Origin of the sequence: Pseudomonas brassicacearum (assembly GCF_009601685.2) — a bacterium.
Taxonomy (GTDB): domain Bacteria; phylum Pseudomonadota; class Gammaproteobacteria; order Pseudomonadales; family Pseudomonadaceae; genus Aquipseudomonas; species Aquipseudomonas kilonensis_B.
Genome location: NZ_CP045701.2, coordinates 6,556,639 through 6,577,561, shown reverse-complemented (window position 1 = coordinate 6,577,561; position 20,923 = coordinate 6,556,639). Strand labels below are relative to the sequence as shown.

Annotated in this window: 21 protein-coding genes; all 21 read left to right on the top strand. The window is 58.3% G+C overall.

Going from position 1 to position 20,923, the window contains the following annotated elements:
- The first annotated feature begins 435 nt into the window (after positions 1-435).
- Positions 436-570 carry a 50S ribosomal protein L34 gene (rpmH, locus tag GFU70_RS28630; RefSeq protein WP_003213577.1) on the top strand — a complete coding sequence of 45 codons (135 nt, stop codon included), beginning with the start codon at positions 436-438 and terminating at the stop codon, positions 568-570.
- Between the two features lie 16 nt (positions 571-586).
- Positions 587-988 (top strand): ribonuclease P protein component, encoded by a 402-nt coding sequence (rnpA, locus tag GFU70_RS28625; protein ID WP_003207107.1) that lies wholly within the window; start codon positions 587-589, stop codon positions 986-988.
- The gene (gene yidD / locus GFU70_RS28620; RefSeq protein ID WP_010465488.1) at positions 981-1,226 is read left to right on the top strand and encodes a membrane protein insertion efficiency factor YidD; all 246 of its coding nucleotides are present in this window, start codon (positions 981-983) and stop codon (positions 1,224-1,226) included. Before rnpA ends, yidD begins: the two co-directional genes overlap by 8 nt.
- A 2-nt stretch (positions 1,227-1,228) precedes the next feature.
- The gene (gene yidC, locus GFU70_RS28615; RefSeq protein WP_058544791.1) at positions 1,229-2,911 is read left to right on the top strand and encodes a membrane protein insertase YidC; all 1,683 of its coding nucleotides are present in this window, start codon (positions 1,229-1,231) and stop codon (positions 2,909-2,911) included.
- 79 nt (positions 2,912-2,990) lie between these two features.
- Positions 2,991-4,361 carry a tRNA uridine-5-carboxymethylaminomethyl(34) synthesis GTPase MnmE gene (mnmE, locus tag GFU70_RS28610; RefSeq protein WP_153389139.1) on the top strand — a complete coding sequence of 457 codons (1,371 nt, stop codon included), beginning with the start codon at positions 2,991-2,993 and terminating at the stop codon, positions 4,359-4,361.
- A gap of 564 nt (positions 4,362-4,925) precedes the next feature.
- On the top strand, positions 4,926-6,824 hold the full coding sequence (gene mnmG, locus GFU70_RS28605; RefSeq protein WP_058542467.1) for a tRNA uridine-5-carboxymethylaminomethyl(34) synthesis enzyme MnmG: 1,899 nt from the start codon (positions 4,926-4,928) through the stop codon (positions 6,822-6,824).
- A gap of 5 nt (positions 6,825-6,829) precedes the next feature.
- Positions 6,830-7,465, top strand: a complete 636-nt coding sequence (rsmG, locus tag GFU70_RS28600) for a 16S rRNA (guanine(527)-N(7))-methyltransferase RsmG (RefSeq protein WP_193034321.1) — start codon at positions 6,830-6,832, stop codon at positions 7,463-7,465.
- 18 nt (positions 7,466-7,483) lie between these two features.
- Positions 7,484-8,281: a ParA family protein gene (locus tag GFU70_RS28595; RefSeq protein WP_003207100.1), complete on the top strand. Its 798-nt coding sequence runs from the start codon at positions 7,484-7,486 to the stop codon at positions 8,279-8,281.
- Between the two features lie 9 nt (positions 8,282-8,290).
- Positions 8,291-9,163, top strand: coding sequence for a ParB/RepB/Spo0J family partition protein (locus GFU70_RS28590; protein WP_003207098.1), 873 nt, complete (start codon positions 8,291-8,293; stop codon positions 9,161-9,163).
- A gap of 148 nt (positions 9,164-9,311) precedes the next feature.
- Positions 9,312-9,719 (top strand): F0F1 ATP synthase subunit I, encoded by a 408-nt coding sequence (locus tag GFU70_RS28585; RefSeq protein WP_058542465.1) that lies wholly within the window; start codon positions 9,312-9,314, stop codon positions 9,717-9,719.
- 16 nt (positions 9,720-9,735) lie between these two features.
- Positions 9,736-10,605, top strand: a complete 870-nt coding sequence (gene atpB, locus GFU70_RS28580; RefSeq protein ID WP_058542464.1) for a F0F1 ATP synthase subunit A — start codon at positions 9,736-9,738, stop codon at positions 10,603-10,605.
- A gap of 131 nt (positions 10,606-10,736) precedes the next feature.
- Positions 10,737-10,994 (top strand): F0F1 ATP synthase subunit C, encoded by a 258-nt coding sequence (atpE, locus tag GFU70_RS28575; RefSeq protein WP_003097235.1) that lies wholly within the window; start codon positions 10,737-10,739, stop codon positions 10,992-10,994.
- Positions 10,995-11,052: 58 nt separating this feature from the next.
- On the top strand, positions 11,053-11,523 hold the full coding sequence (locus GFU70_RS28570) for a F0F1 ATP synthase subunit B (protein ID WP_058542463.1): 471 nt from the start codon (positions 11,053-11,055) through the stop codon (positions 11,521-11,523).
- Positions 11,524-11,535: 12 nt separating this feature from the next.
- Complete coding sequence (locus GFU70_RS28565; protein ID WP_003207094.1) at positions 11,536-12,072, top strand: F0F1 ATP synthase subunit delta; 537 nt, start codon at positions 11,536-11,538, stop codon at positions 12,070-12,072.
- Positions 12,073-12,093: 21 nt separating this feature from the next.
- Positions 12,094-13,638 carry a F0F1 ATP synthase subunit alpha gene (gene atpA, locus GFU70_RS28560; RefSeq protein WP_058542462.1) on the top strand — a complete coding sequence of 515 codons (1,545 nt, stop codon included), beginning with the start codon at positions 12,094-12,096 and terminating at the stop codon, positions 13,636-13,638.
- A gap of 50 nt (positions 13,639-13,688) precedes the next feature.
- Positions 13,689-14,549 carry a F0F1 ATP synthase subunit gamma gene (atpG, locus tag GFU70_RS28555; RefSeq protein ID WP_058542461.1) on the top strand — a complete coding sequence of 287 codons (861 nt, stop codon included), beginning with the start codon at positions 13,689-13,691 and terminating at the stop codon, positions 14,547-14,549.
- A gap of 27 nt (positions 14,550-14,576) precedes the next feature.
- Positions 14,577-15,953, top strand: a complete 1,377-nt coding sequence (atpD, locus tag GFU70_RS28550) for a F0F1 ATP synthase subunit beta (protein ID WP_014340987.1) — start codon at positions 14,577-14,579, stop codon at positions 15,951-15,953.
- A gap of 45 nt (positions 15,954-15,998) precedes the next feature.
- A complete protein-coding gene (locus GFU70_RS28545; RefSeq protein ID WP_003207087.1) occupies positions 15,999-16,424 on the top strand; it encodes a F0F1 ATP synthase subunit epsilon in 426 nt (141 codons plus the stop codon).
- 115 nt (positions 16,425-16,539) lie between these two features.
- A complete protein-coding gene (gene glmU / locus GFU70_RS28540; RefSeq protein ID WP_058542460.1) occupies positions 16,540-17,907 on the top strand; it encodes a bifunctional UDP-N-acetylglucosamine diphosphorylase/glucosamine-1-phosphate N-acetyltransferase GlmU in 1,368 nt (455 codons plus the stop codon).
- Between the two features lie 207 nt (positions 17,908-18,114).
- Positions 18,115-18,891: a DeoR/GlpR family DNA-binding transcription regulator gene (locus tag GFU70_RS28535; RefSeq protein WP_058542459.1), complete on the top strand. Its 777-nt coding sequence runs from the start codon at positions 18,115-18,117 to the stop codon at positions 18,889-18,891.
- A gap of 1 nt (position 18,892) precedes the next feature.
- Complete coding sequence (gene glmS / locus GFU70_RS28530; protein ID WP_116643544.1) at positions 18,893-20,725, top strand: glutamine--fructose-6-phosphate transaminase (isomerizing); 1,833 nt, start codon at positions 18,893-18,895, stop codon at positions 20,723-20,725.
- Positions 20,726-20,923: the final 198 nt, after the last annotated feature.

Here is a 20,923-nt window from a genome sequence, read left to right as displayed (position 1 = left end):
GGGCGGTCAGTGGATAAGCCCTGTGGATAACCGGGCCTGAGGTCGTTGCACAAGTGGGGGCGAAAGTCGGTGGATAACTGGGCTGTGGATAACATGCCATTCCACGCACAGCTTATCCGACAGCGCAGCACAGGCTGGCCACTGCTTTCCCCTGTAGTTGTCATTCTCTGTACATGGCGGATTACAAGGCCTGAGCGTGGTTATCCACAGAGAGGTGGCTGCCTTGCTTTTATAAGCTTTACAGAAAAGCTTTAAATAATTCCCTTCTTTATTTCTATATCTAGCGCTGTGTGATGAAACCGCCCAAGTGCCTGGATATCTATTTAAAGGAAACGCTGGTTGGAAATTGACCTAGAGGCTTGCTTTCTCTAGAATCCCCGGTCTCTTAAAACGGGGGCCATTCCGGCCCGTTGTGGACGAACCAGGTAACACGACATGAAACGTACTTTCCAACCAAGCACTATCAAACGCGCTCGTACCCACGGTTTCCGTGCTCGCATGGCTACCAAGAACGGTCGTGCCGTCCTGTCGCGTCGTCGCGCCAAAGGTCGTGCGCGTCTGGCAGTTTGATAATCCGGCACTGGAGGTGAGTCAGGACTTCAGTCGGGAAAAGCGTTTGCTTACACCCCGGCATTTCAAGGCAGTCTTTGACTCCCCTACCGGCAAGGTTCCGGGGAAAAATCTCCTGCTCCTTGCGCGCAGTAACGATCTCGATCACCCCCGACTTGGGCTGGTTATCGGGAAAAAGAGCGTCAAGCTCTCCGTTCAGCGCAATCGCCTCAAACGTCTGATGCGCGAATCGTTTCGCCTGAACCAGGATTCACTGGTTGGATGGGACATCGTTATCGTCGCGCGCAAAGGTTTGGGTGACGTAGAAAACCCCGAACTGATTCAGCATTTCGGCAAGCTCTGGAAGCGTCTGGCACGCAACAAGCCAGTACCAGCAGTCAACACCGAAACTGTAGGGGTAGACAGTCCCGATGCGTAAACTGGCACTCGTTCCGATCCAGTTTTACCGCTATGCCATTAGTCCTTTGATGGCCAGTCACTGTCGTTTCTACCCCAGTTGTTCCTGCTACGCGTATGAAGCCATAGAAAATCATGGCCTACTGCGCGGTGGCTGGCTGACCTTTCGTCGTTTAGGTCGCTGTCATCCGTGGAATCCCGGCGGTTATGACCCGGTTCCGCCTATCCCTACCTCCCGTTCTTCTTCGATGGCCGAGTAATCATGGATATCAAACGCACGATCCTGATCGTCGCCCTGGCAATCGTGTCCTACGTCATGGTCCTTAAATGGAACCAGGACTATGGCCAGGCTGCCCTGCCGACTCAGAATGTTGCAGCCAGCAATACCGCACCGAGCCTGCCGGATGTCCCTGTTGGCAACAACGCTGCCAGCAATGACGACATCCCGCGCGCGGCAAGCGATACCAGCGCTCCCGCCGAAGCCCCTGTGGCCGTAAGCAAAGATCTCATCCAGATCAAGACGGACGTGCTTGAGCTGGCAATCGATCCACAAGGTGGTGACGTTGCCCAGCTGAAACTGCCGCTGTACCCGCGTCGCCAGGATCATCCGGAAATCCCGTTCCAGTTGTTCGACAACGGTAACGAGCGGACCTATCTGGCCCAAAGTGGCCTGATCGGTACGAACGGCCCGGATTCGAACCCGGCCGGTCGCCCGATCTACTCCGCCGAGAAGAAGAGTTATCAACTGGCTGACGGTCAGGACCAACTGGTCGTAGACCTGAAGTACAGCAAGGATGGCGTCAACTACATCAAGCGTTTCACCTTGAAACGTGGCCTGTATGACGTAACCGTCTCTTACCTGATCGACAACCAGAGCGCACAGCCCTGGTCCGGTGCGATGTTCGCGCAGTTGAAGCGTGACGCCAGCTCCGATCCGTCTTCGAGCACTGCCACCGGCACCGCGACTTACCTGGGCGCCGCCCTGTGGACAAGTTCGGAGCCGTACAAAAAAGTGTCCATGAAGGACATGGACAAGGGCCAGCTCAAGGAAACCGTCCAAGGTGGCTGGGTTGCCTGGCTGCAGCACTATTTTGTAACCGCCTGGATTGCGCAGAAGGGCGAAAACAATATCGTCCAGACGCGCAAGGACAGCAAAGGCAACTACATCATCGGTTACACCGGCCCGACATTGACTGCCGCGCCAGGTGCGAAAGCCGAAACCAGCGCCATTCTGTATGCCGGTCCTAAAAGCCAGGCTGTGCTGAAAGAGTTGTCCCCAGGCCTGGAGCTGACTGTGGACTACGGCTTCCTGTGGTTCATTGCCCAGCCGATCTTCTGGCTGCTGCAACATATCCACAGCATCGTCGGTAACTGGGGCTGGTCGATCATTTTCCTGACCATGCTGATCAAGGGTCTGTTCTTCCCATTGTCGGCCGCCAGCTACAAATCCATGGCCCGCATGCGCGCCGTGGCCCCGAAACTGGCCGCGCTGAAAGAGCAACATGGCGACGACCGGCAGAAAATGTCCCAGGCCATGATGGAGCTGTACAAGAAAGAGAAGATCAACCCGCTGGGTGGATGCTTGCCGATTCTTGTGCAGATGCCAGTGTTCCTGTCGTTGTACTGGGTGCTGTTGGAAAGCGTGGAGATGCGCCAGGCGCCGTTCATGCTGTGGATCACTGACCTGTCGATCAAGGATCCGTTCTTCATCCTGCCGATCATCATGGGCGCGACCATGTTCATCCAGCAGCAGTTGAACCCAACACCTCCGGATCCAATGCAGGCGAAGGTCATGAAAATGATGCCAATCATCTTCACCTTCTTCTTCCTGTGGTTCCCTGCAGGTCTTGTGCTGTACTGGGTTGTTAACAACGTGTTGTCCATTACTCAGCAGTGGTACATCACGCGTAAGATCGAAGCGGCTACGAAAAAAGCCGAGGCGTAACTTGCTCTGTGGATAACCACACAAAACGCCCCCTAGTGGGGCGTTTTGCTATCTGCCACTTTTGTCTGGATACCGGTTTATGAGCGCACCGCGTGAAACCATCGCCGCCGTTGCCACCGCCCAAGGTCGCGGTGGCGTCGGCATCGTCCGTATTTCGGGGCCCTTGGCCAGTGCCGCGGCCAAGGCTATCAGCGGTCGTGAACTCAAGCCGCGGTTTGCTCATTACGGCCCGTTTTTCAGTGATGACCAGCAGGTGCTCGACGAGGGGCTGGCGTTGTATTTCCCGGGGCCGAACTCGTTCACCGGCGAAGACGTACTGGAACTGCAGGGGCACGGCGGCCCCATCGTGCTGGACATGCTGCTCAAGCGTTGCCTGGAACTGGGCTGTCGCCTGGCCCGGCCGGGTGAGTTCAGTGAACGGGCATTCCTCAACGACAAACTCGACCTGGCCCAGGCCGAGGCGATTGCCGATTTGATCGAAGCCAGTTCTGCACAGGCGGCACGCAACGCATTGCGTTCGTTGCAGGGCGCGTTTTCCCAGCGTGTGCATAACCTCACCGAACAATTGATCGGCCTGCGGATCTACGTCGAAGCCGCGATTGATTTCCCGGAAGAGGAAATCGATTTTCTTGCCGATGGCCATGTGTTGAGCATGTTGGATAAAGTGCGCGATGAGTTATCCACAGTACTGCGCGAAGCCGGGCAGGGCGCCTTGTTGCGCGATGGGATGACCGTGGTGATCGCTGGGCGGCCGAATGCCGGCAAGTCCAGCCTGTTGAATGCCTTGGCCGGCCGTGAGGCGGCGATTGTCACCGAGATCGCCGGCACCACCCGGGACATCCTGCGTGAACATATCCACATCGATGGCATGCCACTGCATGTGGTGGATACCGCAGGTTTGCGCGACACCGAGGACCAGGTGGAAAAAATCGGCGTTGAACGGGCACTCAAGGCCATCGGTGAAGCCGATCGGGTCCTGCTGGTGGTGGATGCCACCGCACCGGAAGCGGACGATCCATTTGCCTTGTGGCCTGAATTCCTTGAAGTCCGCCCGGATCCGGCAAAAGTCACCTTGATCCGCAACAAGGCCGACCTGACCGGGGAAGCGATTGTCCTTGAAGTCAGCAACGACGGCCATGTGACCATCAGTCTGAGCGCGAAGGCGGCGGGCGAAGGCCTGGAATTGCTGCGTGAACACCTCAAGGCCTGCATGGGCTATGAGCAGACCTCGGAAAGCAGCTTCAGCGCCCGCCGGCGACATCTTGAAGCCTTGCGCCATGCCAGCGCCGCCCTGGAGCACGGTCGCGCGCAGCTGACCTTGGCGGGAGCGGGTGAGTTGTTGGCCGAAGACCTTCGCCAGGCCCAACATGCCCTTGGGGAAATTACCGGCGCCTTCAGCTCCGATGACCTGTTGGGGCGGATCTTTTCCAGCTTCTGCATCGGTAAATAACTCTGCTTTTCAAACCGGGTTTGCCCTCGAAGCCTCTCGAGTCCAACGCAAACCCGGTTCTTCCCCTCTGTTTTTGAAACGATTGCCCTTGATGGCGGCTTGCCTGTGGACGCTGCGGCTGTCCATCGCGGCGGTTTTCTGTGGATTAAGCCCTGTGAATAACTGCCATTGAGGTCGGTTGATAAACCCCCTTCAAATCTGGAGATAACCGCTCCTGTGGATAACATGCCCATTCATCCACAGGCTTACACCGGTTATCCAAACCCCTCATGGCCACCTGACCACAGGGTTTTGAATCTCTGTACACATTGAAAATAAAGGCCTGTGTAACGTTATCCACAGATACTGGGCTCAGTAAGAATAAACATAAAAACAAAGGTTTTATAAATTTCTTTCTTTTTAATTTCTTTAACCGTGAGTTTTCCACAGCTGGTTAAATTTTGTGCAAAGGGTTCTTTAGGAAAGGGGAAGTCCCTATACTTGCCGACCTGGCTCGAAAAACGCTCTGGCCAGGCTCAAGACCTATTTCCGAATTACCTGAATTAAGCAGGCACGAGGTGCGTGGTGGATTTCCCTTCCCGTTTTGAAGTGATCGTCATCGGCGGCGGTCATGCCGGTACCGAGGCAGCACTTGCATCAGCACGCATGGGGGCAAAAACCCTGTTGCTGACGCATAACGTGGAAACCCTCGGTGCCATGAGTTGCAACCCTGCCATTGGTGGGATCGGCAAAAGCCACCTGGTCAAGGAAATCGATGCCCTTGGGGGCGCGATGGCCATGGCCACCGATAAAGGCGGTATCCAGTTTCGCGTATTGAACAGCCGCAAAGGCCCAGCCGTGCGCGCTACACGCGCCCAGGCCGACCGAGTCCTGTACAAGGCCGCTGTCCGTGAAATTCTGGAAAACCAGCCGAACCTGTGGATATTTCAACAAGCGGCCGATGACCTGATCGTCGAACAGGACCAGGTACGCGGTGTCGTCACGCAAATGGGTCTGCGTTTCTTCGCCGATTCCGTGGTGTTGACCACCGGGACGTTCCTCGGCGGACTTATCCACATCGGTTTGCAGAATTTTTCCGGCGGTCGCGCCGGTGATCCGCCGTCGATTGCTCTGGCTCACCGCCTGCGTGAGTTGCCATTGCGTGTCGGGCGCCTGAAAACCGGTACGCCACCTCGCATCGACGGCAAGTCCGTGGATTTCTCGGTGATGACCGAGCAGCCTGGCGATACGCCGATCCCGGTGATGTCGTTCATGGGCAACAAGGAACAGCATCCACGGCAAGTCAGTTGCTGGATCACCCACACCAACGCCCGCACCCACGAAATCATCGCGGCGAACCTCGATCGTTCGCCGATGTATTCAGCTGCCGGTGAAATCGAAGGTGTCGGCCCGCGCTATTGCCCGTCGATTGAAGACAAGATCCATCGCTTTGCCGACAAGGAAAGCCATCAGGTGTTCATCGAACCGGAAGGTTTGACCACCCATGAGTTGTATCCGAACGGGATATCCACAAGTCTGCCGTTCGACGTGCAATTGCAGATCGTGCAATCGATCCGTGGCATGGAGAACGCGCACATCGTGCGTCCGGGTTATGCGATCGAGTACGACTACTTCGATCCGCGCGATTTGAAGTACAGCCTGGAAACCAAAGCTATCGGCGGTCTGTTCTTCGCCGGGCAGATCAACGGCACCACCGGCTACGAAGAAGCTGGTGCCCAGGGTTTGCTCGCCGGAGCCAACGCCGCATTGCTCGCCAAGGGCAAAGAAGCCTGGTGCCCGCGCCGCGATGAGGCGTACATCGGTGTGCTGGTGGACGACCTGATTACCCTGGGTACCCAGGAACCGTATCGGATGTTCACGTCTCGCGCCGAATACCGCCTGATCCTGCGTGAAGACAACGCCGACCTGCGCTTGACCGAGAAAGGTCGCGAACTGGGGTTGGTGGATGACGTGCGCTGGGCTGCGTTCTGCAAGAAACGCGAGAGCATCGAGCTGGAAGAGCAGCGCCTGAAAAGCACCTGGGTTCGTCCCGGTACCGAGCAGGGCGATGCTATCGCGGCGAAATTCGGCACGCCGCTGACCCACGAATACAACCTGCTGAACCTGTTGAGCCGCCCGGAAATCGATTATGCCGGGTTGGTGGAAGTGACCGGCCAGGGCGCGGAAGATCCACAAGTGGCCGAACAGGTCGAGATCAAGACCAAATACGCCGGTTACATCGACCGCCAGCAGGACGAAATCGCCCGTCTGCGCGCCAGTGAAGACACCAAGTTGCCTGTGGATATCGATTACACCGGCATTTCCGGGTTGTCGAAAGAAATCCAGGGCAAGCTCGGTGCGACCCGTCCGCAAACCCTGGGCCAGGCCTCGCGCATTCCAGGCGTCACTCCAGCGGCGATCTCGCTGTTGATGATTCATTTGAAAAAACGCGGCGCCGGCCGCCAGTTGGAGCAAAGCGCTTGAGTTCGATGGTCACCTCGCAACACGCTGAAGAGTTATCCACAGGTGCCCGTCAGCTCGGCGTCAGCCTGACCGAAGCCCAGCACGCGCAATTGCTAGGTTATCTGGCGTTGTTGATCAAATGGAACAAGGCCTACAACCTGACCGCCGTGCGCGATCCGGACGAAATGGTCTCGCGCCATTTGCTCGACAGCCTCAGCGTCATGTCCTTCATCGAAGACGGTCGCTGGCTGGATGTCGGCAGCGGCGGAGGCATGCCGGGCATCCCGCTGGCGATCCTGTTTCCCGACTCGCAAGTGACCTGCCTGGACAGCAACGGTAAGAAAACCCGCTTCCTGACCCAGGTCAAACTCGAACTCAAACTGGATAACTTGCAAGTTATCCACAGCCGCGTCGAAGCGTTCCAACCTGCCGAGCCGTTCAACGGGATCATCTCCCGGGCGTTCAGCAGCATGGAGAACTTCAGCAACTGGACTCGCCACCTGGGCGACGCCGATACGCGCTGGCTGGCAATGAAGGGCGTTCATCCGGCCGATGAGCTGGTAGCATTGCCGGCAGACTTCCACCTCGATAGCGAACACGCCTTGGCCGTACCCGGTTGCCAAGGCCAACGCCATCTGCTGATACTGCGCCGCACGGCATGATTGGGAACACAAGCAAGAATGGCTAAGGTATTCGCGATAGCGAACCAGAAAGGTGGTGTGGGCAAGACCACCACCTGTATCAACCTCGCAGCATCCCTGGTCGCGACCAAGCGCCGGGTGCTGTTGATCGATCTCGATCCACAGGGCAACGCTACCATGGGCAGCGGTGTGGATAAGCATGGCCTGGAAAACTCCATCTACGACGTCCTGATCGGCGAGTGCGATCTGGGCCAGGCCATGCACTTTTCCGAACATGGCGGTTATCAACTGCTGCCGGCCAACCGTGACCTGACGGCGGCCGAAGTGGTGCTGCTGGAAATGCAGATGAAGGAAAGCCGTCTGCGCAGCGCCTTGGCGCCGATCCGGGAAAACTACGATTACATCCTGATCGATTGCCCACCGTCGCTGTCGATGCTGACCCTCAACGCCCTGGTGGCGGCCGATGGTGTGATTATCCCCATGCAGTGCGAATACTTCGCATTGGAAGGGTTGAGCGACCTTGTGGATAACATCAAGCGCATCGCCGAACTGCTGAACCCGGACCTGAAGGTCGAAGGCCTGCTGCGGACCATGTATGACCCGCGCCTGAGCCTGATGAACGATGTTTCGGCCCAGCTCAAGGAACACTTCGGCGAGCAGCTCTACGACACCGTCATCCCGCGTAACATCCGTCTGGCCGAAGCGCCGAGCTACGGCATGCCGGCCCTGGCCTACGACAAACAATCCCGTGGTGCGCTGGCTTACCTGGCCCTGGCGGGCGAGATGGTTCGCCGTCAGCGCCGCAACCCTCGCACCGCTGCAGCCCAGCCAACTTAAGGAAACCCCATGGCCGTCAAGAAACGAGGTCTCGGACGTGGACTGGATGCACTGCTCAGCGGTCCCACTGTCAGCTCGCTGGAAGAACAGGCTGTCCAGGTCGATCAGCGTGAGTTGCAGCATTTGCCGCTGGACCTGATCCAGCGCGGCAAATACCAGCCGCGCCGGGACATGGACCCACAGGCGCTGGAAGAACTGGCCCAGTCGATCAAGAGCCAGGGTGTGATGCAGCCGATCGTGGTCCGGCCGATCGCCAATGGGCGCTTCGAGATCATTGCCGGCGAACGTCGCTGGCGCGCCAGCCAGCAGGCCGGCCAGGAAACCATCCCGGCAATGGTCCGCGATGTGCCGGATGAAACGGCTATCGCCATGGCGCTGATCGAGAACATCCAGCGTGAAGACCTCAACCCGATCGAGGAAGCCGTGGCCCTGCAGCGCTTGCAGCAGGAATTCCAATTGACCCAGCAACAAGTTGCCGAGGCGGTGGGCAAGTCCCGTGTGACCGTGGCCAACCTGCTGCGCCTGATTGCCTTGCCGGAAGTCATCAAGACCATGCTGTCCCATGGCGACCTGGAAATGGGTCATGCCCGGGCATTGCTCGGTTTGCCGGAAAATCAACAGGTTGAAGGGGCGCGACATGTTGTCGCACGAGGCCTGACTGTGCGCCAGACCGAGGCACTGGTTCGCCAGTGGCTGAGCGGCAAACCGGCCCCTGTCGAAGCCCCCAAAACCGATCCTGATATCGCTCGCCTGGAACAGCGCCTGGCCGAGCGCCTGGGCTCTGCGGTACAGATCCGCCACGGTAAGAAGGGCAAAGGGCAATTGGTGATCGGTTATAACTCCCTCGATGAGCTGCAAGGTGTCCTTGCGCACATTCGCTGAAACAATTGCTCTTGTAGCGCGCAGTCGGAAATCACTACCTGACAGTTGAATAGGGGCAGAACCGCCCCTATACTCTGCGCGCATTTTGTCGGCACAAATTATGCCAAGTTATTGAATTATGGCGGCCGATCATTGGAGAGCAAAAGCGATGGAAACCCGCACGCCAAACCGCTTGCCGTTCCATCGCCTGGCAGTTTTCCCGGTTTTGATGGCTCAATTTACCGTCGTACTGATCGCCACACTGGCGCTCTGGCAATGGAAAGGAGTCGTCACCGGATACTCAGGGCTTTGCGGAGGCCTGATAGCCTTGCTTCCCAATATTTACTTCGCTCACAGGGCCTTTCGGTTTTCCGGCGCCCGAGCAGCCCAGGCTATCGTCCGGTCTTTTTATGCCGGCGAGGCGGGGAAACTGATTTTGACGGCAGTGCTGTTTGCATTGACGTTCGCAGGTGTGAAGCCACTGGCGCCGCTGGCTGTATTCAGCGTCTTCGTGCTGACCCAACTGGTTAGCTGGTTCGCTCCCCTGCTAATGAGAACAAGACTTTCGAGACCTTAGGGCGTTTGAGGCAACCATGGCAGAGACAACCGCTTCGGGCTATATCCAGCACCACTTGCAGAACCTGACTTTCGGTCAGCTACCCAACGGCGGCTGGGGCTTTGCCCACACCGCAGCAGAAGCCAAGGAAATGGGCTTCTGGGCTTTCCACGTCGATACTCTCGGCTGGTCGGTCGCTTTGGGTCTGATCTTCGTTCTTCTTTTCCGCATGGCGGCAAAGAAGGCGACTTCCGGTCAGCCTGGTGCACTGCAGAACTTCGTTGAAGTACTGGTCGAATTCGTCGATGGCAGCGTGAAAGACAGCTTCCATGGCCGTAGCCCGGTGATCGCACCGCTGGCACTGACCATCTTCGTCTGGGTGTTCCTGATGAACGCCGTCGACCTGGTACCGGTCGACTGGATTCCTCAGTTGGCCATCCTGATCTCCGGCGACCAGCACATCCCATTCCGCGCCGTGTCGACCACCGACCCGAACGCGACCCTGGGCATGGCCTTCTCGGTCTTCGCACTGATCATTTTCTATAGCATCAAGGTCAAGGGCATCGGCGGCTTCATCGGCGAACTGACCCTGCACCCGTTCGGCAGCAAGAACATCCTGGTTCAAGCCCTGCTGATCCCGGTGAACTTCCTGCTCGAATTCGTGACCCTGATCGCCAAGCCGATTTCTCTGGCACTGCGTCTGTTCGGCAACATGTATGCCGGCGAACTGGTGTTCATCCTGATCGCTGTGATGTTCGGCAGCGGCCTGCTGTGGCTCAGCGGCCTGGGTGTAGTTCTGCAGTGGGCGTGGGCTGTGTTCCACATCCTGATCATCACCCTGCAGGCGTTCATCTTCATGATGCTGACCATCGTCTACCTGTCGATGGCGCACGAAGAAAACCATTAAGGCCAGTCTCGACTAGTCTGATGTCCTTCCCGGTCAAACGGGAAGGAGCCCGAACCGGGCTGAGAAACGATTTGTTTTACCGCTTTAATCTAAAAAACCTAAACCATACGACGTAAAAGTCGGGAGGAAAGATGGAAACTGTAGTTGGTCTAACCGCTATCGCTGTTGCACTGTTGATCGGCCTGGGCGCACTGGGTACCGCAATTGGTTTCGGCCTGTTGGGCGGCAAGTTCCTGGAAGGCGCAGCGCGTCAGCCAGAAATGGTTCCAATGCTGCAAGTCAAAATGTTCATCGTGGCCGGTCTGCTCGACGCCGTGACCATGATCGGTGTTGGTATCGCGCTGTTCTTCACCTTTGCGAACCCGTTCGTTGGTCAAATCGCTGGCTAATTACTCGGATGTCTCGAGTAGATTGGTGTGATGGACAACGTAACTGCGAGGTGTTGGCGTGAACATTAATGCGACCCTGATTGGCCAGTCCGTTGCGTTCCTGATTTTTGTACTGTTCTGCATGAAGTTCGTATGGCCTCCGGTCATTGCGGCATTGCACGAACGTCAAAAGAAGATCGCTGATGGTCTGGACGCTGCCAGCCGTGCAGCTCGCGACCTGGAGTTGGCCCAAGAGAAAGTGGGTCATCAACTGCGCGAAGCGAAAGCTCAGGCAGCTGAAATCATCGAGCAAGCCAAGAAACGCGGTACCCAGATTGTCGACGAAGCCCGTGAACAGGCTCGCGTCGAAGCTGACCGTGTGAAGGCTCAGGCTCAAGCCGAGATCGAACAGGAACTCAACAGTGTCAAAGACGCGCTGCGTGCCCAAGTGGGTGCCCTGGCCGTTGGCGGTGCTTCTAAGATCCTGGGTGCCACAATCGATCAAAACGCGCACGCAGAGCTGGTTAACCAACTGGCTGCTGAAATCTAAGCGAGGGCGATCATGGCAGAACTGACCACGTTGGCCCGACCTTACGCTAAGGCGGCCTTCGAGCACGCTCAGGCCCACCAGCAACTGGCCAATTGGTCAGCCATGCTCGGCCTGGCTGCAGCGGTGTCGCAAGACGACACCATGCAGCGCGTGCTCAAGGCCCCGCGACTGACGAGCGCAGAAAAGGCCGCCACGTTCATTGACGTGTGCGGCGACAAGTTCGATGCCAAGGCACAGAATTTCATTCACGTCGTTGCCGAAAACGACCGTCTCCTGCTTCTGCCGGAGATCGCCACTCTTTTTGACCTGTACAAGGCCGAGCAAGAGAAGTCGGTAGACGTGGAAGTGACCAGTGCTTTTGCATTGAACCAAGAACAGCAAGACAAACTCGCCAAGGTTCTCAGTGCACGACTCAACCGGGAAGTGCGCCTGCAAGTCGAGGAAGACAAGTCCCTGATAGGGGGCGTTGTAATCCGCGCCGGCGACCTGGTTATCGATGGCTCGATTCGCGGCAAAATCGCGAAACTTGCCGAAGCATTGAAATCTTGAGTTTGAAGGGGCAGCAGAGCAATGCAGCAACTCAATCCTTCCGAAATAAGTGAAATTATCAAGGGCCGCATCGACAAGCTCGATGTGACCTCCCAAGCCCGTAACGAAGGCACTGTCGTCAGCGTATCTGACGGCATCGTGCGGATTCACGGTCTGGCCGACGTCATGTACGGCGAGATGATCGAGTTTCCGGGCGGCGTCTACGGTATGGCCCTCAACCTGGAGCAAGACTCCGTAGGTGCCGTTGTACTGGGCGCCTACCAGTCGCTGGCCGAAGGCATGAGCGCCAAGTGCACTGGCCGCATCCTCGAAGTTCCGGTTGGTAAGGAACTGCTGGGTCGCGTTGTCGACGCACTGGGCAACCCTGTCGACGGCAAAGGTCCGCTGAACAACACCGAGACCGACGCGGTCGAGAAAGTTGCTCCTGGCGTGATCTGGCGTAAGTCGGTAGACCAGCCTGTACAGACTGGCTACAAGGCTGTCGATGCCATGATCCCTGTCGGCCGTGGCCAGCGTGAGCTGATCATCGGTGACCGTCAGATCGGTAAGACCGCTCTGGCGATCGACGCGATCATCAACCAGAAGAACAGCGGCATTTTCTGCGTCTACGTAGCCATCGGTCAGAAGCAATCGACCATCGCCAACGTGGTTCGCAAGCTGGAAGAAAACGGCGCCCTGGCCAACACGATCATCGTGGCGGCCAGCGCATCGGAATCTCCAGCGCTGCAGTTCCTGGCACCGTACTCCGGTTGCACCATGGGCGAATACTTCCGCGACCGCGGTGAAGACGCGCTGATCGTTTATGACGATCTGTCCAAGCAGGCAGTGGCTTACCGCCAGATCTCCCTGCTGCTGCGCCGTCCACCAGGCCGCGAAGCCTACCCAGGCGACGTGTTCTATCTCCACTCCCGTCTGCTGGAGCGCGCATCCCGCGTTTCGGAAGAGTACGTAGAGAAGTTCACCAACGGCGCAGTGACCGGCAAAACCGGCTCCCTGACCGCGCTGCCGATCATCGAAACCCAGGCTGGCGACGTTTCCGCGTTCGTTCCGACCAACGTGATTTCCATCACCGACGGTCAGATCTTCCTGGAATCGGCCATGTTCAACTCCGGGATCCGTCCTGCTGTGAACGCCGGTGTTTCGGTATCCCGTGTGGGTGGTGCCGCTCAGACCAAGATCATCAAGAAGCTGTCCGGTGGTATCCGTACCGCCCTGGCCCAGTACCGTGAACTGGCGGCATTCGCCCAGTTCGCTTCTGACCTGGACGAAGCGACCCGTAAGCAACTTGAGCATGGTCAGCGCGTTACCGAGCTGATGAAGCAGAAGCAATACGCACCAATGTCGATCGCTGACATGGCGCTGTCGCTGTATGCCGCTGAGCGTGGGTTCCTGACTGACGTTGAAATCGCCAAGGTCGGCAGCTTTGAACAAGCGCTGATTGCTTACTTCAACCGCGATCACGCCGACTTGTTGGCCAAGATCAACGTGAAGGGTGACTTCAATGACGAAATCGACGCTGGCATGAAAGCCGGTATCGAGAAGTTCAAGGCCACCCAAACCTGGTAAGCCGCAGCGGGAGTCGCAAGGCTCCCGCTTGCTAACCTGATAGGTGTTACATGGCAGGCGCAAAAGAGATTCGCAGTAAGATTGCGAGCATCAAAAGCACGCAAAAAATTACCAGCGCCATGGAAAAAGTGGCGGTCAGCAAAATGCGCAAGGCACAAATGCGCATGGCTGCTAGCCGCCCTTATGCGGAGCGCATCCGCCAGGTTATTGGTCATCTGGCCAACGCCAACCCGGAATATCGCCACCCGTTCATGATCGACCGTGCTATCAAGCGCGTCGGTTACGTCGTGGTGAGCAGTGACCGTGGTCTGTGTGGTGGCTTGAACACCAACCTGTTCAAGGCCCTGGTCAAGGACATGGCTGTAAACCGCGAACAAGGCGTCGAGATCGATCTGTGCGTGATTGGTAGCAAGGGTGCGGCTTTCTTCCGCAACTTCGGCGGCAACGTCGTCGCTGCTATCAGCCACCTGGGTGAAGAGCCGTCGATCAATGATCTGATCGGCAGCGTCAAGGTGATGCTGGATGCTTACCTGGAAGGCCGGATTGACCGCCTGTCCGTGGTATCCAACAAGTTCATCAACACCATGACGCAGCATCCAACCGTGGAGCAGTTGATCCCACTGGTGGCGACCCCGGAACAGGAACTCAAGCACCACTGGGACTATCTCTACGAACCGGATGCCAAGGAGCTGCTTGACGGCTTGATGGTCCGCTACGTGGAGTCGCAGGTCTACCAGGCGGTGGTCGAGAACAACGCAGCTGAACAAGCAGCGCGGATGATCGCGATGAAGAACGCTACTGACAACGCCGGTGATTTGATCAGCGATTTGCAACTGATCTACAACAAGGCGCGTCAGGCTGCGATCACCCAAGAGATCTCGGAAATCGTCGGCGGCGCTGCCGCGGTTTAACGGTTCAAATATTCAGAGGATCCAGCTATGAGTAGCGGACGTATCGTTCAAATCATCGGCGCCGTTATCGACGTGGAATTTCCACGCGACAGCGTACCGAGCATCTACAACGCGCTGAAAGTACAAGGCGCGGAAACTACCCTGGAAGTTCAGCAGCAGCTGGGCGACGGCATCGTTCGTACCATTGCGATGGGTTCTACCGAAGGCTTGAAGCGCGGTCTGGACGTTGTCGACTCTGGCGCTGCCATCTCCGTACCGGTCGGTAAAGCGACCCTGGGCCGGATCATGGACGTACTGGGTAACCCGATCGACGAAGCGGGTCCGATCGACACCGAAGAGCGCTGGGGCATTCACCGTCCTGCGCCATCCTTCGCTGAACAGGCAGGCGGCAACGACCTGCTGGAAACCGGCATCAAGGTTATCGACCTGGTTTGCCCGTTCGCCAAGGGCGGTAAAGTCGGTCTGTTCGGTGGTGCCGGTGTAGGCAAGACCGTAAACATGATGGAACTGATCCGTAACATCGCCATCGAGCACAGCGGTTATTCCGTGTTCGCCGGTGTGGGTGAGCGTACTCGTGAGGGTAACGACTTCTACCACGAGATGAAGGATTCCAACGTTCTGGACAAAGTGGCACTGGTCTACGGCCAGATGAACGAGCCGCCGGGAAACCGTCTGCGCGTAGCCCTGACCGGCCTGACCATGGCCGAGAAGTTCCGTGACGAAGGTAACGACGTTCTGCTGTTCGTCGACAACATCTACCGTTACACCCTGGCCGGTACCGAAGTATCCGCACTGCTGGGCCGTATGCCTTCGGCAGTAGGTTACCAGCCGACCTTGGCTGAAGAGATGGGCGTTCTGCAGGAACGTATCACTTCGACCAAGGAAGGTTCGATCACTTCGATCCAAGCGGTATACGTACCTGCGGATGACTTGACCGACCCGTCGCCAGCGACCACCTTCGCCCACTTGGACGCCACCGTCGTTCTGTCCCGTGATATCGCTTCCCTGGGTATCTACCCAGCGGTTGACCCACTGGACTCGACTTCGCGCCAGCTGGATCCGAACGTGATCGGCCAGGAGCACTACGACACCGCTCGCGGCGTCCAGTACGTGCTGCAGCGCTACAAAGAGCTGAAGGACATCATTGCGATCCTGGGTATGGACGAACTGTCGGAAGCCGACAAGCAGTTGGTATCCCGCGCTCGTAAGATCCAGCGCTTCTTGTCGCAGCCGTTCTTCGTGGCTGAAGTCTTCACCGGTGCCTCGGGTAAATACGTTTCCCTGAAAGACACCATTGCTGGCTTCAAAGGCATCCTCAACGGTGACTACGACCACCTGCCAGAACAAGCGTTCTACATGGTCGGCGGCATCGAAGAAGCGATCGAGAAAGCCAAGAAACTGTAATCCCGGCGCCCGGCAACGGGCGCTAATTTAGGTTGAGGCAATCAGATGGCTATGACAGTCCATTGCGATATCGTCAGTGCGGAAGGGGAAATTTTCTCCGGTCTGGTCGAGATGGTGATTGCGCATGGTGAGCTGGGTGATCTTGGTATCGCTCTGGGTCACGCACCGCTGATCACTAATCTGAAACCAGGTCCGATCCGCTTGATCAAGCAGGGCGGGGAAGCCGAGGTGTATTACATCTCCGGTGGTTTCCTCGAGGTTCAGCCGAACATGGTCAAGGTCCTTGCCGACACTGTGCAACGTGCTGCCGACCTGGACGAAGCCTCCGCTCAGGAAGCCGTCAAGGCTGCCGAGAAGGCCCTGCACGAGCGAGGCGCGGAATTCGATTACGGTTCTGCTGCTGCACGTCTGGCCGAGGCCGCAGCTCAGCTGCGCACCGTCCAGCAGATCCGCAAGAAGTTCGGCGGCTAAGCCGTCTGCTTTCTGTGCGATTGATTAAAAAGGGTAGCCTCGGCTACCCTTTTTTCTTTTCCCGACACTCATCATCTGGTCGCAGCCGCTGACCACCCAGGATTGGTAGCCAGTCATGTCTCTCGAAATCGTTATCCTCGCGGCCGGTCAAGGCACCCGCATGCGTTCGGCGCTGCCCAAGGTCTTGCACCCGGTAGCCGGCAATTCCATGCTTGGCCATGTTATCCACAGCGCCCGGCAACTTGATCCACAGCGCATTCACGTGGTGATTGGCCACGGTGCCGATGCGGTGCGCGAACGCCTGGCCGCGGATGACTTGAATTTCGTCCTGCAGGACAAACAACTGGGCACCGGCCATGCGGTGGCCCAGGCCGTGCCGTTCATCACGGCTGATACGGTGCTGATTCTCTACGGCGATGTGCCGCTGATCGAAGTCGACACCTTGCAGCGCCTGCTCAAGCATGTCGCGCCACAACAGTTGGGCCTGTTGACCGTCGAGCTGGACGACCCCACCGGTTACGGTCGCATCGTGCGTAACGTTGATGGCCAAGTGACCGCCATCGTCGAGCAGAAGGACGCCAACCAGGCCCAGCGCGCGATCACTGAAGGCAACACCGGGATCCTGGCCGTGCCGGCCGAGCGCCTGGGTGACTGGATGAGTCGTCTGTCGAACAACAACGCCCAGGGCGAGTACTACCTGACCGACGTGATTGCCATGGCGGTCGGCGACGGGCTGGTGGTTGCCACCGAGCAGCCGCTGGACGCCATGGAAGTGCAGGGCGCCAACGATCGCCGGCAATTGGCCGAGCTGGAGCGCCACTATCAGTTGCGCGCCGCTCGCCGCCTGATGGCCCAAGGGGTGACCCTGCGCGACCCGGCCCGTTTCGACGTGCGCGGTGAAGTCAGCGTGGGCCGCGACGTGGTCATCGACATCAACGTCATCCTCGAAGGCAAGGTTGTGATCGAAGACGACGTGGTCATCGGCCCGAACTGCGTGATCAAGGACAGCACCCTGCGCAAAGGCGTGGTGATCAAGGCCAACAGCCATCTCGACGGTGCAGTCATGGGGGAGGGCAGCGACGCCGGCCCGTTTGCTCGCCTGCGCCCAGGCTCTGTGCTGGAAGCCCGTGCCCATGTGGGTAACTTCGTTGAACTGAAGAATGCTCACCTGGGCGAAGGCGCCAAGGCCGGGCACCTGACCTACCTCGGTGACGCTGAAATCGGCGCCCGCACCAACATTGGCGCCGGGACCATCACCTGCAACTACGATGGCGCCAACAAGTACCGGACGACCATTGGAGAAGACGTGTTCATCGGCTCCAACAACTCTCTGGTAGCTCCAGTGACTATCGGTGATGGTTCAAACACGGCCGCAGGTTCAACTATCAATCAGGATGTGGATAAGTCCCAACTGGCTGTGGCTCGCGCCCGTCAGCGCAATATTGATGGCTGGAAGCGCCCGGAGAAAATCAAGAAAAGCTAAGTTATCCACAACCCCCTGTGGGAGCGGGCTTGCTCGCGAAGGGGTCGTGTCAGACGGTACAGCCTGAACTGACAGACCGCCTTCGCGAGCAAGCCCGCTCGCACACAGCGCTCATGATTTCTGAATTTTTCTTCTCCTGCCTTGACGACATCCCTTCAATAGGTTTTGATTGCTTACGTTATCTTTCGAATCGAAACTTATACCGCCATGTCGAAACGCAACACACCACAACGCCGTCACAACATCCTTGCCTTGCTCCAAGAGCAGGGTGAGGTCAGTGTGGATGCGTTGGCCAAGCGCTTCGAAACCTCGGAAGTTACGATTCGCAAGGATCTCGCCGCCCTGGAAACCAATGGCCTGTTGCTGCGTCGCTACGGTGGCGCGGTCCCGATGCCGCAGGAGTTGGTGGCCGATAACGGGCAAAGCGTCTCCAAGTACAAACTCGCCATTGCCCGGGCCGCGGTGAAGCGGATCCGCGAACATGCGCGCATCATCATCGACAGCGGCAGCACCACGGCGGCCATGATTCCGCAACTCGGCCAACAGCCGGGCCTGGTGGTGATGACCAATTCCCTGCACGTCGCCAATGCCTTGAGCGAATTGGAGCACGAGCCGGTGCTGTTGATGACCGGCGGCACCTGGGACCCTCATTCCGAGTCGTTCCAGGGCCAGGTCGCCGAGCAGGTCCTGCGTTCCTACGACTTCGACCAGTTGTTCATCGGTGCCGACGGCATCGATCTGGTTCGAGGTACCACCACCTTCAACGAACTGCTGGGCTTGAGCCGTGTGATGGCTGAGGTTGCCCGCGAAGTGATCGTGATGGTGGAGGCCGACAAGATCGGCCGCAAGATCCCCAACCTGGAGCTGCCGTGGAGCAGCGTCCATACCCTCATTACCGATGATCGCCTGCCCGTAGAGGCCCGCGATCAGATTCAGGCCCGCGGCATCACCGTGATCTGCGCGCCTGTCAGCCAGGAGAAATAGCATGTGTGGAATTGTCGGCGCCGTTGCTGAACGCAACATCACTGCAATCTTGCTCGAAGGCCTCAAGCGCCTGGAATATCGCGGCTACGACAGCGCCGGCGTGGCGGTGGTTACCAACGACGAGAAGCTCGAACGCATGCGTCGTCCGGGCAAGGTCAGCGAGCTTGCGCAAGCGTTGGAAGCCGAACCGCTGCTCGGTCGCCTGGGCATCGCTCACACCCGTTGGGCCACCCACGGCGCGCCCTGCGAGCGTAACGCCCACCCGCATTTTTCCGGTGACCTGGCGGTGGTGCACAACGGCATCATCGAAAACCACGAAGCCCTGCGTGAACAGCTCAAGGCGCTCGGCTACGTGTTCACCTCGGACACCGACACTGAAGTCATCGCCCATTTGCTCAATCACAAGCTCAAGGACCTGGTGGACCTGACCGTCGCCCTCAAGGCCACCGTCAAGGAACTGCACGGAGCCTATGGCCTGGCGGTCATCAGCACGAAACAACCTGATCGCCTGGTGGCGGCCCGTAGCGGTAGCCCATTGGTGATCGGCCTGGGCCTGGGGGAAAACTTCCTCGCGTCCGATCAGTTGGCATTGCGCCAGGTTACCGACCGCTTCATGTACCTGGAAGAAGGCGATATCGCCGAAATTCGCCGCGACAGCGTGCAGATCTGGGACCTCGACGGCAAAGAAGTGGAACGTGAGACCGTCCAGTACCGCGACGGTGCCGAAGCCGCCGACAAGGGCGAGTTCCGCCACTTCATGCTCAAGGAAATCCACGAACAACCGGCCGTGGTGCAACGCACCCTGGAAGGCCGCATGAGCCAGAACCAGGTGCTGGTCCAGGCGTTCGGTCCACAGGCGGCCGAGTTGTTCGCCAAGGTCCGCAACGTGCAGATCGTGGCCTGCGGCACCAGTTATCACGCCGGCATGGTCGCTCGTTACTGGCTGGAAGAACTGGCCGGTATTCCGTGCCAGGTAGAAGTCGCCAGCGAGTTCCGCTATCGCAAAGTGGTGGTGCAACCCGATTCGCTGTTCGTCACCATCTCCCAGTCCGGTGAAACCGCTGACACCCTGGCCGCCCTGCGCAACGCCAAGGAGTTGGGTTTCCTCGCCAGCCTGGCGATCTGCAACGTGGGCATCAGCTCGCTGGTGCGCGAATCCGACCTGACCCTGCTGACCCAGGCTGGCCGTGAGATCGGCGTAGCGTCGACCAAGGCGTTCACCACGCAACTGGTGGGGTTGCTGTTGCTGACGCTGGCCCTGGGCCAAGTGCGCGGCACGCTGGGCAAGGGCGTCGAGGCCGAACTGGTGGAAGAACTGCGTTGCCTGCCGGCCCGCCTGGGCGAAGCCTTGGCCATGGACAGCACTGTGGAAAAAATCGCTGAGCTGTTCGCCGAGAAAAACCACACCCTGTTCCTGGGCCGTGGCGCGCAGTTCCCGGTGGCGATGGAAGGGGCCCTCAAGCTCAAGGAGATTTCCTACATCCACGCCGAGGCCTATCCGGCCGGCGAACTCAAGCACGGCCCGCTGGCGCTTGTGGATAACGACATGCCCGTTGTCACCGTCGCGCCGAACAACGAGCTGCTGGAAAAGCTCAAGTCCAACCTGCAGGAAGTGCGCGCCCGTGGCGGCCAGTTGATTGTCTTCGCTGATGAGAAGGCTGGCATGACCAATGGCGAAGGCACCCACGTGGTGCACATGCCGCACATCCACGACATCCTGTCGCCGATTCTCTACACCATCCCATTGCAGTTGTTGTCGTACTACGTGGCAGTGCTCAAGGGCACCGACGTGGATCAGCCGCGTAACCTGGCGAAATCGGTCACGGTTGAGTAAGGATGTAGCGGATCCTGCCTGCTGGCTCGACTCCGAAACGCTGATAGAAACCAACCCCCTGATTCAGGGGGTTTTTTTTTAGGGGCGACTAGACTTCATGCCGGGTCAGGCTGGGAACCGAGCTCATTCGCGCCTGGGTCGGCCGGCCCTGTTCGTCGTATTCAGGGCAAGCCGCCGAACAACTGCATTGACAACACG

Coding starts and splice junctions, on each gene's coding strand:
- rpmH (WP_003213577.1), top strand. CDS start 436: ATGAAACGTACTTTCCAACCAAGCACTATCAAACGCGCTCGTACCCAC.
- yidD (WP_010465488.1), top strand. CDS start 981: ATGCGTAAACTGGCACTCGTTCCGATCCAGTTTTACCGCTATGCCATT.
- yidC (WP_058544791.1), top strand. CDS start 1,229: ATGGATATCAAACGCACGATCCTGATCGTCGCCCTGGCAATCGTGTCC.
- mnmE (WP_153389139.1), top strand. CDS start 2,991: ATGAGCGCACCGCGTGAAACCATCGCCGCCGTTGCCACCGCCCAAGGT.
- rsmG (WP_193034321.1), top strand. CDS start 6,830: ATGGTCACCTCGCAACACGCTGAAGAGTTATCCACAGGTGCCCGTCAG.
- GFU70_RS28595 (WP_003207100.1), top strand. CDS start 7,484: ATGGCTAAGGTATTCGCGATAGCGAACCAGAAAGGTGGTGTGGGCAAG.
- GFU70_RS28590 (WP_003207098.1), top strand. CDS start 8,291: ATGGCCGTCAAGAAACGAGGTCTCGGACGTGGACTGGATGCACTGCTC.
- GFU70_RS28585 (WP_058542465.1), top strand. CDS start 9,312: ATGGAAACCCGCACGCCAAACCGCTTGCCGTTCCATCGCCTGGCAGTT.
- atpB (WP_058542464.1), top strand. CDS start 9,736: ATGGCAGAGACAACCGCTTCGGGCTATATCCAGCACCACTTGCAGAAC.
- atpE (WP_003097235.1), top strand. CDS start 10,737: ATGGAAACTGTAGTTGGTCTAACCGCTATCGCTGTTGCACTGTTGATC.
- GFU70_RS28565 (WP_003207094.1), top strand. CDS start 11,536: ATGGCAGAACTGACCACGTTGGCCCGACCTTACGCTAAGGCGGCCTTC.
- atpA (WP_058542462.1), top strand. CDS start 12,094: ATGCAGCAACTCAATCCTTCCGAAATAAGTGAAATTATCAAGGGCCGC.
- atpG (WP_058542461.1), top strand. CDS start 13,689: ATGGCAGGCGCAAAAGAGATTCGCAGTAAGATTGCGAGCATCAAAAGC.
- atpD (WP_014340987.1), top strand. CDS start 14,577: ATGAGTAGCGGACGTATCGTTCAAATCATCGGCGCCGTTATCGACGTG.
- GFU70_RS28545 (WP_003207087.1), top strand. CDS start 15,999: ATGGCTATGACAGTCCATTGCGATATCGTCAGTGCGGAAGGGGAAATT.
- glmU (WP_058542460.1), top strand. CDS start 16,540: ATGTCTCTCGAAATCGTTATCCTCGCGGCCGGTCAAGGCACCCGCATG.
- GFU70_RS28535 (WP_058542459.1), top strand. CDS start 18,115: ATGTCGAAACGCAACACACCACAACGCCGTCACAACATCCTTGCCTTG.
- glmS (WP_116643544.1), top strand. CDS start 18,893: ATGTGTGGAATTGTCGGCGCCGTTGCTGAACGCAACATCACTGCAATC.